At 72.2% G+C, this 12,852-nt stretch carries 11 protein-coding genes; 4 read left to right on the top strand and 7 right to left on the bottom strand.

The annotated features are described in order from the left end of the window. Positions 1-7: 7 nt before the first annotated feature. The 3 genes from CFP65_RS14185 to CFP65_RS14175 all read right to left on the bottom strand — a co-directional run bounded on the left by CFP65_RS14185 (position 8) and on the right by CFP65_RS14175 (position 3,287). Positions 8-1,699, bottom strand: coding sequence for a phospho-sugar mutase (locus CFP65_RS14185; protein ID WP_104816442.1), 1,692 nt, complete (start codon positions 1,697-1,699; stop codon positions 8-10). Between the two features lie 181 nt (positions 1,700-1,880). Further along, positions 1,881-2,702: a purine-nucleoside phosphorylase gene (locus CFP65_RS14180; RefSeq protein ID WP_104816441.1), complete on the bottom strand. Its 822-nt coding sequence runs from the start codon at positions 2,700-2,702 to the stop codon at positions 1,881-1,883. Positions 2,703-2,849: 147 nt separating this feature from the next. After that, entirely contained in the window at positions 2,850-3,287 is a 438-nt protein-coding gene (locus tag CFP65_RS14175) for a gamma-glutamylcyclotransferase (protein WP_104816440.1), read from the bottom strand. Between the two features lie 154 nt (positions 3,288-3,441). Here CFP65_RS14175 and CFP65_RS14170 point away from each other — a divergent pair, with 154 nt between their 5' ends. Next, the gene (locus CFP65_RS14170; RefSeq protein WP_104816439.1) at positions 3,442-4,884 is read left to right on the top strand and encodes an NAD(P)H-quinone dehydrogenase; all 1,443 of its coding nucleotides are present in this window, start codon (positions 3,442-3,444) and stop codon (positions 4,882-4,884) included. Between the two features lie 197 nt (positions 4,885-5,081). After that, positions 5,082-5,978 carry a DeoR/GlpR family DNA-binding transcription regulator gene (locus CFP65_RS14165; protein WP_254552390.1) on the top strand — a complete coding sequence of 299 codons (897 nt, stop codon included), beginning with the start codon at positions 5,082-5,084 and terminating at the stop codon, positions 5,976-5,978. Positions 5,979-6,195: 217 nt separating this feature from the next. On the opposite strand, the gene CFP65_RS14160 is transcribed toward CFP65_RS14165, so the two are convergent. Beyond that, the gene (locus tag CFP65_RS14160; RefSeq protein ID WP_104816438.1) at positions 6,196-7,971 is read right to left on the bottom strand and encodes a biotin carboxylase N-terminal domain-containing protein; all 1,776 of its coding nucleotides are present in this window, start codon (positions 7,969-7,971) and stop codon (positions 6,196-6,198) included. Between the two features lie 411 nt (positions 7,972-8,382). On the opposite strand from CFP65_RS14160, the gene CFP65_RS14155 reads away from it, so the two are divergent. Then, positions 8,383-9,123 carry a hypothetical protein gene (locus CFP65_RS14155; protein ID WP_104816437.1) on the top strand — a complete coding sequence of 247 codons (741 nt, stop codon included), beginning with the start codon at positions 8,383-8,385 and terminating at the stop codon, positions 9,121-9,123. On the opposite strand, the gene CFP65_RS14150 is transcribed toward CFP65_RS14155, so the two are convergent. From CFP65_RS14150 to CFP65_RS14140, 3 genes are all read right to left on the bottom strand, one after another. Then, the gene (locus CFP65_RS14150; protein WP_104816436.1) at positions 9,120-9,716 is read right to left on the bottom strand and encodes a nucleoside triphosphate pyrophosphatase; all 597 of its coding nucleotides are present in this window, start codon (positions 9,714-9,716) and stop codon (positions 9,120-9,122) included. The two genes, CFP65_RS14155 and CFP65_RS14150, sit on opposite strands and share 4 nt — an antisense overlap. Positions 9,717-9,838: 122 nt before the next feature. Then, positions 9,839-10,060, bottom strand: a complete 222-nt coding sequence (locus CFP65_RS14145; protein ID WP_104816435.1) for an acyl-CoA carboxylase epsilon subunit — start codon at positions 10,058-10,060, stop codon at positions 9,839-9,841. Between the two features lie 34 nt (positions 10,061-10,094). Continuing rightward, on the bottom strand, positions 10,095-11,687 hold the full coding sequence (locus tag CFP65_RS14140; protein ID WP_104816434.1) for an acyl-CoA carboxylase subunit beta: 1,593 nt from the start codon (positions 11,685-11,687) through the stop codon (positions 10,095-10,097). A gap of 226 nt (positions 11,688-11,913) precedes the next feature. Here CFP65_RS14140 and CFP65_RS14135 point away from each other — a divergent pair, with 226 nt between their 5' ends. After that, positions 11,914-12,795: a biotin--[acetyl-CoA-carboxylase] ligase gene (locus CFP65_RS14135; RefSeq protein WP_104816433.1), complete on the top strand. Its 882-nt coding sequence runs from the start codon at positions 11,914-11,916 to the stop codon at positions 12,793-12,795. Positions 12,796-12,852: the final 57 nt, after the last annotated feature.

Below are 12,852 nucleotides of genomic sequence, written 5' to 3'. Positions count from 1 at the left end.
GCGGGGATCAGATCCCGGCCGCCGCCGCGAGGTCGGTCTTGATCCGGGCCAGCAGGGCGGCGGCGGCCTCCCGGGCGCCGGCCAGGTCGGCGGCGGTGGGCACCGGCAGCACGACCTCCAGGTAGCACTTGAGCTTGGGCTCGGTGCCGGAGGGGCGGACCACGATCCGGGCCGAGCGGACGGCCTCCCCGTCCAGGTAGTACCGCAGGCCGTCGGTGGGCGGCAGCTCGGGCGTGCCGGCCGTCAGGTCGTCGGCCCGGGTGACCCGCAGGCCGGCCAGCGCGGTCGGCGGCTGCTCGCGCAGGCGCTGCATCGCGTCGGAGATGACCGTCAGGTCCTCGACCCGCACCGAGAGCTGGTCGGTCGCGTGCAGGCCGTGCTCCAGCGCGAGGTCGTCCAGCAGGTCGGTCAGGGTGCGGCCGGTGCGCTTGAGGGTGGCCGCGAGCTCGGCCACCAGCAGGGCGGCGGTGATGCCGTCCTTGTCCTGCACGCCCTCGGGGTCGACGCAGTAGCCCAGCGCCTCCTCGTACCCGTAGCGCAGCCCCTCCGCGCGGGCGATCCACTTGAACCCGGTCAGCGTCTCGGCGTAGCCGAGCCCCGCCGCCGCCGCGATCCGCCCCAGCAGGGTGGAGGAGACGATCGTGGTGGCGAAGGTGCCGCCGGCCCGCTTGGCGACCAGCGCCGAGCCGAGCAGCGCGCCCACGTCGTCCCCGCGCAGCATCCGCCAGCCGCCGGCCACGGCGGCGTCCGGCACGGCCACCGCGCAGCGGTCGGCGTCCGGGTCGTTGGCGATCACGATGTCCGGGCCCACCGAGGCGGCGGTGGCGAACGCGAGGTCCATCGCGCCCGGCTCCTCCGGGTTCGGGAAGGCCACGGTCGGGAAGTCCGGGTCCGGCTCGGCCTGCTCGGCCACCACGGTCGGCGCCGGGAAGCCGGCCTGCTTGAAGGCCGCGACCAGCACGTCCCGGCCCACGCCGTGCATCGGCGTGTAGACCACGTCCAGCTCGCGCGCCCCGGCCGGGTCGACCACGGTCACGGCCCGGTCCAGGTACGCGTGGACCACCTCCTCGCCCAGCACCTCCCAGCCTTCTGCGGCCAGCGGCACCTCGGCCAGCGAGCCGATCGCGTCGATCTCGGCGGCGATCCCGGCGTCCGCCGGCGGCACGATCTGCGAGCCGTCGCCCAGGTAGACCTTGTACCCGTTGTCCTGCGGCGGGTTGTGACTGGCCGTCACCGTCACCCCGGCCGCCGCGCCCAGGTGCCGGATCGCGAAGGCCAGCACCGGCGTCGGCAGCGGACGCGGCAGCAGCACCGCCCGCAGCCCGGCCCCCACCATCACGGCGGCGGTGTCCCGGGCGAAGTCGTACGACTTGTGCCGGGCGTCGTACCCGACCACCACCAGGTCGCCCAGCTGTTCCCGCTTCAGGTACGCCGCCAGCCCGGCCGCGGCCCGGATCACCACGGCCCGGTTCATCCGCATCGGCCCGGCCCCCAGCTCACCCCGCAGCCCAGCCGTCCCGAACTGCAGCCGCCCGGCGAACCGCTCCGCCAGGCGCGACCAGGCGATCCGGTCCTCCGCATCCGCCTCCGGCCCCTCGGCGGCGGCCAGCAGATCGGTCAGCTCCGCCCGCGTCTGCGGGTCCGGGTCCTCGGCCAGCCAGGCCCGCGCCCGCGCGAGAAGGTCAGTGGTGGAAGCCATGGTCACTCCAGCATCTAGAGAACGTGGGGCGGGGACGCCCGGGGCTACGAACAGCTCACAGCAACCACAACAGGGGCACGGGGAACGGCGCGCGCAACCGTGCACCTCCGTAGAGGCCTGGTCGCGCGCGCCGTTGGTCAAGCAGGGTCCCGCGCCCCTGGGGGCTGGCCGGCTGCGTACGTCAAATCCGCTCGAGCACCTTGGCGAGCAACGCGCCCATCCGCTCGGCGCTGGCCTTGCCGGCCTCCAGCACCTCGGCGTGGTTGAGCGGCTCCCCGGTCATGCCGGCGGCCAGGTTGGTGACCAGCGAGATCCCGAGCACCTCGGCCCCGGCCTCGCGCGCCGCGATGGCCTCCAGCGTGGTCGACATGCCGACCAGCTCGCCGCCGATCACCCGGGCCATGTTGACCTCGGCCGGGGTCTCGTAGTGCGGGCCGCGGAACTGCACGTAGACGGCCTCGTCCAGCGTCGGGTCCACCTCGCGGCAGAGCTGCCGCAGCCGCGGCGAGTACAGATCGGTGAGGTCCACGAAGTTCGCGCCGACGATCGGGGAGTCCGCCGTCAGGTTGATGTGGTCGCTGATCAGCACCGGCTGGCCGGGCTTCCAGCCCTGGCGCAGACCGCCGCAGCCGTTGGTCAGCACGATGGTCTCGCAGCCCGAGGCGGCGGCGGTGCGGACCCCGTGGACCACGGTCGCGACGCCGTGGCCCTCGTAGTAGTGGTTGCGGCCGAGGAAGATCAGCGCGCGCTTGTCGCCGATCCGGACGGACCGGATCTTGCCCGAGTGGCCCGCGACGGCCGGGGCCGGGAAGCCGGGCAGCTCGGTCACGGGGAACTCGGCGATGGTCTCACCGAGCGCGTCGGCGGCCGGCACCCAGCCGGAGCCCATCACCAGGGCGACGTCGTGGCGCTCGGCGCCGGTCAGCTCGCGCAGGCGGGCGGCGGCGGCCTGGGCGGCGGCGTAGGGGTCGGTGGAGACGACCGACTGAGGAGTTGCGTTCACGAATCCGAGGATAGACGGCAATCGCCTACGCGCGTAGAACAAACCGCCCGAACTACGCGAGATCGTTACCCGGATGACCCAAAACCACAGGGTCGGGCCGGTTCTGAGCCCCTGATTTCGTAGGTCTCCACCTGGCGCGAGCCGCGATCAGCAGGGCCGGCGGCGCAGGTCCAGCACGTAGTCGTGCGGGGCGCCCGCGCTCTCCGCCGCGTCCGCGATCAGCCCGAGGTAGCGCGCGGCGGGCAGGCCGCCCTCGTAGTCGTTGAGCACATAGGTCCAGACCGGGATGTCCCCGTCCAGGGTGTGCGCACGCAGCTTGATCTTGCGGTAGATGCCGAGCTGCACGCCCTCCCAACGGTCGAGGCCGTCCTCGTCCATCGGCGCCACGTCGTAGAGCGAGACGAAGACCTGGTCCTTCTCGTCCTCGACCACGGTAGCGAGCGAACCCTCCCAGCCGAGGTGCTCACCCCCGAAGGTGAGCCGCCAGCCGTCCAGCCAGCCCGTCCCGCGCAGGGGCGAGTGGGGGGCGCGTCGGCTCATCTGCCGGGCGTCGAGATTCGTGGCGTACGCGGCGTAGAGGGGCATGGGCGTCAGCCTACGGGAGAGTCGGGCGCCGGTGGCCGCCGGAAGTGTCCAGCGTCACATTCGGGGCGATTCGGCATGTTCACCGTCATGTTGAGTCAGGTCGCGCGCGCCGACCCCCGCCCCCGGCGTGGCGGCGCTCCCGGCGTACGGGACAATGGTGCACGTGACTCGGATCGTGATCATCGGTGGCGGCCCCGGCGGATACGAGGCGGCGCTGGTCGCCGCCCAGCTCGGGGCGGAGGTGACCGTTGTCGACCGCGACGGTCTGGGCGGATCGGCGGTGCTGACGGACTGCGTGCCGTCCAAGACGCTGATCGCGACCGCGGAGGTGATGACCACCTTCGACAGCTCCTACGACGAGCTCGGCATCATCGTCGGCTCGGGCGAGCGCGACACCAAGGTGATAGGCGTCGACCTGGGCAAGGTCAACCGACGCGTCAAGCGCCTGGCGATCGCGCAGTCCCACGACATCACCCAGGCCGTCACCCGGGCCGGGATCACCATCCTGCGCGGCAAGGGCCGGCTCGGCACCGGCGGCCAGGCGGTGGACGGCTCCCGCGAGGTGCTCGTCGAGGCCGCCGACGGCAGCACCGAGTCGCTGCGCGCCGACGCCGTGCTGATCGCCACCGGCGCCCACCCGCGCGAGCTGCCCGACGCCCAGCCGGACGGCGAGCGGATCCTCACCTGGACCCAGGTCTACGACCTGGACGAGCTGCCCGCCGAGCTGATCGTGGTCGGCTCCGGTGTCACCGGCGCCGAGTTCGCCGGCGCCTACCAGGCGCTCGGCTCGAAGGTCACCCTGGTCTCCTCCCGCGACCGGGTGCTCCCCGGCGAGGACCCGGACGCCGCCGAGGTGCTCGAAGAGGTCTTCCGCCGCCGCGGCATGAACGTCATGAGCCGCACCCGGGCCGAGGGCGCCAAGCGGGTCGGCGACCGGGTCGAGGTCACCCTGGGCGACGGCCAGGTGATCACCGGCACGCACTGCCTGATGGCCGTCGGCTCGATCCCGAACACCGCCGAGATGGGCCTGGAGGAGGCCGGGATCAAGCTCAACGACTGGGGCCAGATCCAGGTCGACCGGGTCTCCCGCACCTCCGCCCCCGGCGTCTACGCCGCGGGCGACTGCACCGGCGTCTTCATGCTCGCCTCGGTGGCCGCCATGCAGGGCCGGATCGCGATGTACCACGCGCTCGGCGACGCGGTGCAGCCGCTCAACCTCAAGACTGTCTCCTCCAACGTCTTCACCGACCCGGAGATCGCCACCGTCGGGTACACCGCGGCCGACATCTCCTGCGGCAAGATGGACGCCGTCGAGGTCAAGCTCCCGCTGCGCGGCAACCCGCGGGCCAAGATGCAGGGCATCCGCGACGGCTTCGTGAAGCTGTTCTGCCGCCCCGGCACCGGCATCGTGGTCGGCGGCGTGGTGGTCGCCCCCCGCGCGAGCGAACTCATCCATTCGATCTCGCTCGCGGTGGACAACAACTTGACGGTCGAACAGGTGGCCAGCGCTTTCACCGTCTACCCGTCCGTCTCCGGCTCCACCGCGGAGGCGGCCCGGCAGCTGCACATCCGCAAGCGCGAGGACGCGGATTCCTGAGCTGCGGAAGCGAGTTGGGGCGGCCACCTCCGGTGGCCGCCCCTCCGCCTTTCCGGGGTGATCACCCGGGCGGCGCAGCGCTCCCCGGCTTGCTGACGGCGCGTATTGTACGGTCGCACGCTGGTCCGAGGTGAGCATTTCCCGTTACCAGCTGCAAACGCCTGAAAGCAGACGGTCATTCAGTTACCGTCGGTTCTGTGTTTGCAGCAGAACGTCGCCAGTTGATCCTCGAGATGGTGCGTGCCAACGGAGCCGTGTCGCTCCGAGAGCTGGCCCGCGTCGTCCAGACCTCCGAAGTCACCGTACGCCGAGACGTCCGGGCGCTGGAGGCCGAAGGGCTGCTCGACCGCCGTCACGGCGGTGCGGTGCTGCCCGGCGGCTTCAGCCGGGAGCCCGGGTACCCGCAGAAGACCCACCTCGCCGCCGCCGAGAAGAGCGCGATCGCCGATCTCGCCGCCGGTCTGGTCGAGGAGGGCGACGCCGTCGTGGTCGGCGCCGGCACCACCACCCAGGAGCTGGCCCGCCGGCTGGCCCGGATCCCCGGGCTGACGGTGGTCACCAACTCGCTGCTGGTCGCGCAGGCGCTGGCCCACGCGAACCGGGTCGAGGTGGTGATGACCGGGGGCACCCTGCGCGGCTCCAACTACGCCCTGGTGGGCAGCGGGGCCGAGCAGTCGCTGCACGGGCTGCGGGTCACCAAGGCGTTCATCTCCGGCAGCGGGCTGACCGCCGAGCGCGGCCTCTCCACCGCCAACATGCTCTCCGCGAGCGTGGACCGGGCACTGGTGCAGTCGGCCGCCGAGGTCATCGTCCTCGCCGACCACACCAAGCTCGGCGCGGACTCCATGTTCCCGACCGTCCCGACGGAGGGCATCACCCGGTTGGTGACCGACGAGCACGCGGCCGGGGAGGACCCGACCGCCCGCGAGCTCGACCTCCTCGCCGACTGCGGCGTCCAGATCGCCGTCGCCCCCCTCGGCCTCGCCGCCGAACCCCCGGTCCACCACCCCCAGCCCCCGACCGCGGCGCGCCGTCCCGGCCCCCCCTTGCCCGGCCAGCGCCGCCCGGGGATCGTCCCCGAACGAGTCCGGTAGTTCTTTCCGGCGCGGGTCAGTTGCACTATCCAGGGGCGCGGGGCCCATTGAACTAACTGCGCGCGCGACTTCGGAAGAAGCCGTCCGAATTCGTCCTGCTCTGATCCAGTTGCAACACCAAGGGGCGCGAGGAACTGCGCGAGGCGGAAGGTGACGGGTCGTCGGCTTCCGGGCCCGCGCAGTTCCCCGCGCCCCTGGTAGTGCAACTAAGGGGACGTCAGTCCTTGATCTCGCAGAGGGCGGCGCCGCTGCTCACGCTGCCGCCGACCTCGGCCTTGAGGCCGACGATGGTGCCGGCCTTGTGGGCGTTGAGGGGCTGCTCCATCTTCATGGCCTCCAGGACGACGATCAGGTCGCCCTCGGCGACGACCTGGCCCTCCTCGACCGCGACCTTGACGATGGTGCCCTGCATCGGCGAGGCGAGGGTGTCACCGGAGACGGCCGAACCGGCCTTCTTGGCGCCCACCCGGCGCTTGGCCTTGGCCCCGGCGCCCGCGGCGGCCGGCGCGGCCGAACCGACGCCGAGCGAGGAGGGCAGCGAGACCTCGATCCGCTTGCCGCCGACCTCGACCACCACGGTCTCGCGCTGGTCGGCCTCGTCCGCGTCGCCACCCGCGCCGGTGAAGGCGGGGATGGTGTTGTCGAAGTCGGTCTCGATCCAGCGGGTGTAGACCGTGAACGGGCCCTCGCCGCCGTGCACCTCGGGCGCGAACGCCGGGTCGGTGACGACCGCCTGGTGGAACGGGATGGCGGTGGCCATGCCCTCCACCTTGAACTCCGAGAGCGCACGGGCCGCGCGCTGCAGCGCCTGCTTGCGCGAGGAGCCGGTGACGATCAGCTTGGCCAGCAGCGAGTCCCAGGCCGGGCCGATGACCGAGCCGGACTCGACGCCCGCGTCCAGGCGCACCCCGGGGCCCGAGGGCGGGCTGAAGAGGGTGACGGTGCCGGGGGCGGGCAGGAAGTTGCGGCCCGGGTCCTCGCCGTTGATGCGGAACTCGATCGAGTGACCCCGCACCTCCGGGTCGTCGTAGCCGAGCTCCTCGCCGTCGGCGATCCGGAACATCTCGCGGACCAGGTCGATCCCGGTGACCTCCTCGGAGACCGGGTGCTCGACCTGCAGGCGGGTGTTGACCTCCAGGAAGGAGATCAGCCCGTCCTGGGAGACCAGGAACTCGCAGGTGCCGGCGCCGACGTAGCCCGCCTCGCGCAGGATCGCCTTGGAGGCGCGGTACAGCTCCGCGTTCTGCTCGTCGGTGAGGAACGGCGCGGGCGCCTCCTCGACCAGCTTCTGGTGGCGGCGCTGCAGCGAGCAGTCACGGGTGGAGACGATCACGACGTTGCCGTGCTGGTCGGCCAGGCACTGGGTCTCGACGTGGCGCGGGTTGTCCAGGTACTGCTCGACGAAGCACTCGCCCCGGCCGAAGGCGGCGACGGCCTCGCGGACCGCCGACTCGTACAGCTCGGGGATCTCCTCAAGGGTGCGGGCGACCTTCAGGCCGCGACCGCCACCGCCGAAGGCCGCCTTGATGGCGACCGGCAGGCCGTGCTCCTGGGCGAAGGCGACGACCTCGTCCGAGCCCTGGACCGGCTCGGCGGTGCCGGCGACCAGCGGGGCGCCGGCGCGCTGGGCGACGTGCCGGGCGGTGACCTTGTCACCGAGGTCGCGGATGGCCTGCGGCGGCGGGCCGATCCAGGTCAGACCGGCGTCGAGCACGGCCTGGGCGAAGTCGGCGTTCTCGGAGAGGAAGCCGTAGCCGGGGTGGACGGCGTCCGCACCCGAGTCGGCGGCTGCCTTGAGCACCTTGGCGATGTCCAGGTAGCTGGTGCCGGGGGTGTCGCCGCCGAGCGCGTACGCCTCGTCGGCCGCGCGGACGTGCAGCGCATCCCGGTCCGGCTCGGCGTAGACGGCGACGCTGGCGATACCGGCATCCGAGCAGGCCCGGGCGACGCGGACGGCGATTTCTCCGCGGTTGGCGATGAGCACCTTGCGCACTGTGGCTCCCTTCTTGAACCTCGTGAAGTCTAGGGATTACGGGGTCTTACCGGCGAGTAGCCCCAGGTGGTGAGCTTGCCCACACGGAGCGTGACACGAATACGTGATCGCCTGGGCACGGAGCGAGACGCTTCCCTGGTGGCAACGCTACGCGCGGCGGCAGACGGCGGCCGAAGGCGGGCTTGCGCGCCTCGTCGAGGGCCGTGGCCTGCGCCACAGTCGTCGGCCATCCCCGCTCCTCCTCGGTCCCAGGCAGCGGGCGCCAGCCTATCGGTGCACACCGGTGCCAGAGGTGGCTTCGGGCAACAGATGTCCGGTCGTGGATCTGTCCGGATCCACAGCGACACCCTGTTCCCGGCGCCTCTGATCATGGTGGTATGGACCACTCATGACGACGGGGGAGTGATCCACATGCGGAGAACGATCAGACCGGTACTGGGTGCGGCGCTGGCAGTCGGCCTGCTGGCGGGGTGCGGCAGCGGCGGGGCCGCCAAGGCGGCGCCGAGCCCGAGCCGGACGGCGGCCACCTACGGCTGCCTGTCGCAGACCGAGGCGGACAAGGGGTCCTTCGGGCTGCCGAGCAGCGGCGTGGAAAGGGACGCGTACTTTCGGGACTCGGACGCGGGCCACGCCACCACGGCAGTGGTGTTCTCGCACCAGAACGGCGGCTCGCTCTGCGACTGGTACCCGTACCTGGCGGCCTTCACCAAGGCCGGGTACGCGGTGCTGCCGTTCACCTCGCAGGGGGAGGTGCCGGAGGACATCCACTCCGCCGAGGAGTACCTCAAGGGCAAGGGCGTCACCACGGTGGCCCTGGTCGGCGCCTCCAAGGGCGGCACCGCCTCCCTGGTGGCCGGCTCCCGGCCCGGCGTGCTGCCGGTGCCGGCCGTGGTCTCGCTCAGCGGGCCCGAGCAGTTCGGCGACTTCGACGGGGTCAAGGCGGTGACGGCCTCCAAGGCGGCCGAGTTCTTCGCCGCCGAGGAGTACGACCAGCCCTTCGCGGACAACGCCGGCTCGCTGCACAGGCAGGCCGTCAGCCCGGCCAAGCAGGTCAAGCTCTACTCGGGCGCGAACCACGGTGCCCTGCTGCTCCGGGACGGCGCGCTGCCGGACGTACTGGCCTTCCTGGCGAAGTACGCGCCTGTCTCCTAGGCCCAGAGGTCGGTGATCCGCAGGTCGAGCTCGGCCAGCAGGCCGCGCAGCAGCGGGAGGGAGAGGCCGATGACGTTGCCGGGGTCGCCGTCGATGCCGTCGACGAAGGGGGCCGAGCGGCCGTCCAGGGTGAAGGCACCCGCGACGTGCAGCGGCTCGCCGGAGGCGACGTAGGCGGCGATCTCGGCCTCGTCGGGGGTGCCGAAGCGCACGGTGGTGGAGGCGGTGGCCGAGGCCTGGCGGCCGGTGGCGGTGTCGATCACGCAGTGGCCGGTGCGGAGCACGCCTTCGCGGCCCCGCATCGCCAGCCACCGGGCGGTGGCCTCGGCGGCGTCGGCGGGCTTGCCGAGGGCCTGCCCGTCGAGCTCCAGCACCGAGTCGCACCCGATCACCAGCTCACCCCCGGTGAGCTGCCCGGCCACCACATTCGCCTTGGCCTCGGCCAGCACCAGCGCCAGCTCACCGGGCGTCGCGGCCGACAGCGCGTCCTCGTCCACCCCGCTCACCCGCACCTGCGGGTCCAGCCCCGCCTGCCGGAGCAGCCCGAGGCGGGCGGGGGACTGGGAGGCGAGGACGAGAATGCGAGAAGCCATAGGCAGCAGGGTAACCACATCAGGGGCTCGGGGAACTGCGAGGGCATCCCTTGGGGCGTGTACTCGTTAAGGAGTGCACCGCATCCGGGCATGCCCTCGCAGTTCCCCGAGCCCCTAAAAAATCAGCGCCAGGCGGCCCAGCCGGCGGTGCGCCAGGCGTTGGGGCCCGCCATCGGGGTGAGGCGCAGGCGCCGGGCCTGGTCGTCCCAGGGGTTTGCCGGGCCGTCGCTTCGAGAGGCCGCGGCAGCGGCCTCAGCTGCGGCGGCCCGGGCTGAGACCACCGCCAGGACGGTGGCCAGCTCCTCGGGGGTCGGCTGCCCGTGCAGCACTTGGATGGGTGCCATGCGGTGGTACTCCCTTTCCGGGGGCGCGACGGGCTTACAGGGGAATGTTGCCGTGCTTCTTCGGCGGCAGCACCTCGCGCTTGCCCCGCAGCGCCCGCAGCCCCTTCACGATGTGCTGGCGGGTCTCGCTCGGCGCGATGACGGCGTCCACGTAGCCCCGCTCGGCGGCCAGGTACGGGTTGAGCAGGGTGTCCTCGTACTCCGCGACCAGCTCGGCGCGGCGCGCGTCCACGTCCTCGCCGGCCTTCGCGGCCTCGGTCAGCTCGCGGCGGTAGACGATGTTGGCGGCGCCCTGGGCGCCCATCACGGCGATCTGCGCGGTGGGCCAGGCCAGGTTGAGGTCGGCACCCAGGTGCTTGGAGCCCATGACGTCGTAGGCGCCGCCGAAGGCCTTGCGGGTGATGACGGTGATCAGCGGCACGGTGGCCTCGGCGTAGGCGTAGATGAGCTTGGCGCCGCGCCGGATGATGCCCTCGTGCTCCTGGCCGACGCCGGGCAGGAAGCCGGGGACGTCCACGAAGGTGATGACCGGGATGTTGAAGCTGTCGCAGGTGCGGACGAACCGCGCGGCCTTCTCGGAGGCGTTGATGTCCAGGCAGCCGGCCAGGTCCATCGGCTGGTTGCCGACGATGCCGACCGGGTGGCCCTCGACCCGGCCGAAGCCGGTGATGATGTTGCCGGCGAAGAGCGGCTGGGTCTCCAGGAACTCGCCGTCGTCGAGGACGTGCTCGATCACCTTGTGCATGTCGTACGGCTGGTTCGCCGAGTCCGGCACGATGGCGTCGAGCTCGAGGTCCTCGTCGGTGATCGCGAGGTCGGCCTGCTCGGGGTAGGACGGCGGGTCGGTGAGGTTGTTGGAGGGCAGGTACGAGAGCAGGCTCTTGACGTACTCGATGGCCTCCTTCTCGTCCGAGGCCAGGTAGTGCGCGTTGCCCGACTTGGTGTTGTGCGCGCGGGCGCCGCCGAGCTCCTCCATGCCCACGTCCTCGCCGGTGACGGTCTTGATCACGTCCGGGCCGGTGATGAACATGTGTGAGGTCTGGTCGGCCATCACCACGAAGTCGGTGATCGCGGGGGAGTAGACCGCGCCGCCGGCGCAGGGGCCCATGATCAGCGAGATCTGCGGGATGACGCCCGAGGCGTGCACGTTGCGGCGGAAGATCTCGCCGTACAGGCCGAGCGAGACCACGCCCTCCTGGATCCGGGCGCCGCCGGAGTCGTTGATGCCGATGACCGGGCAGCCGGTCTTCAGGGCGAAGTCCATCACCTTGACGATCTTCTCGCCGAAGACCTCGCCGAGGGAGCCGCCGAAGACGGTGAAGTCCTGGGCGAAGACGGCGACCTGACGGCCGTCGATCGTGCCGTAGCCGGTGACCACGCCGTCGCCGTACGGGCGGTTGGCGGCCTGGCCGAAGTTGGTGGAGCGGTGCCGGGCGAACTCGTCGAACTCGACGAAGGAGTCCTCGTCCAGCAGCTCGACCACCCGCTCACGGGCGGTCAGCTTGCCCTTGGCGTGCTGCTTCTCGACCGCGGCGGCCGAGCCGGAGTGCACCGCCTCGTCGATCCTGCGCCGCAGGTCGGCCAGCTTTCCGGCAGTGGTGTGCGGGTCGTACGACGCCTCGGTCATTCCGGTGGCTCTCCCTGATCATGGGCCGCGTCCTGACATCCCCACGACCTCCGGGCAGGGCGGCGCTACGAACTACCGTTGAGTAGCGTAGCCAGCGCGGGGCGGAAGCGGTTATGGCCAGCGACACAGTGTGTTAACCATCGTTTCTGCGGCACTATAGGGCGGCCTCTGACCGTTCGGGTGCACATACCGGGTCGCACTGACGACCCGTCGGTACGCTGGCCCGGTGACCGAGCCGAACTCCCCCCGCCGCAGCGGGCTGCGTGGCTTCGGCCACGACGGCCCCTCCCCCTGGACCGACCTCGACCGCCCGCCGCTGGACGCCACCCGGCTCTCCCGCGACCTGGTGGTGCCGGGCGCGCTCTGGACCTCCGTCGAGGTGGTCACCGAGACCGGCTCCACCAACAGCGACCTGGCCGCCCGGGCCAAGGAGGGCGCCGCCGAGGGCGCCGTGCTGGTCGCCGAGGTGCAGAACGCCGGCCGCGGCCGGCTGGAGCGGCAGTGGCAGGCACCCGCGCGATCCGGCCTCTTCTTCTCGATGCTGCTCAGGCCCGAGGCCGTGCCGATGGAGCGGTACGGCTGGCTGCCGATTCTGGTGGGCGTGTCGGCCGCCTCGGCGCTGGGGCGGGTCTCGGAGCTGGAGGTCGGGCTGAAGTGGCCCAACGACCTGCAGGTCGGCGAGCGCAAGCTCGGCGGCATCCTGACCGAGCTGAGCGGCGGCGCGGTGATCGCGGGCCTGGGCGTCAACGTCACGCTGCGGGAGACCGAGCTCCCCGTCCCCACCGCCACCTCGCTGGCCCTGGCCGGGGCCGCCGTGACCGACCGGGACACCCTGCTGCGCGAGCTGCTCCGCTCCTTCGCCGAGCTCTACCGCGAGTGGGTGGCCGCCGCCGGCGACCCGCAGGCCAGCGGCCTGCTGCCCGCGTACGCGGCCCGCTGCACCACCCTCGGCCGCCAGGTGCGGGTGCTGCTTCCCGGTGACCAGGAGCTGGTCGGCGAGGCGGTGGCCGTCGACCCCGACGGCCGGCTGGTGGTGCGCACCCCCGACGGCAATCGCCACCCGGTGGCGGCGGGAGACGTCGTACACGTCCGGCCCGAGGCGGGCTGAGCGCCGGGCGACCACCGGGGCCCGGCCGCGTGGCCTGACCGATTACCTGCGGGTGTT

It is taken from the genome of Kitasatospora sp. MMS16-BH015, assembly GCF_002943525.1.
Lineage (GTDB): Bacteria > Actinomycetota > Actinomycetes > Streptomycetales > Streptomycetaceae > Kitasatospora.
Note: the sequence above shows the minus strand (reverse complement) of the source record. Positions and strands in the feature narration are given on the sequence as shown.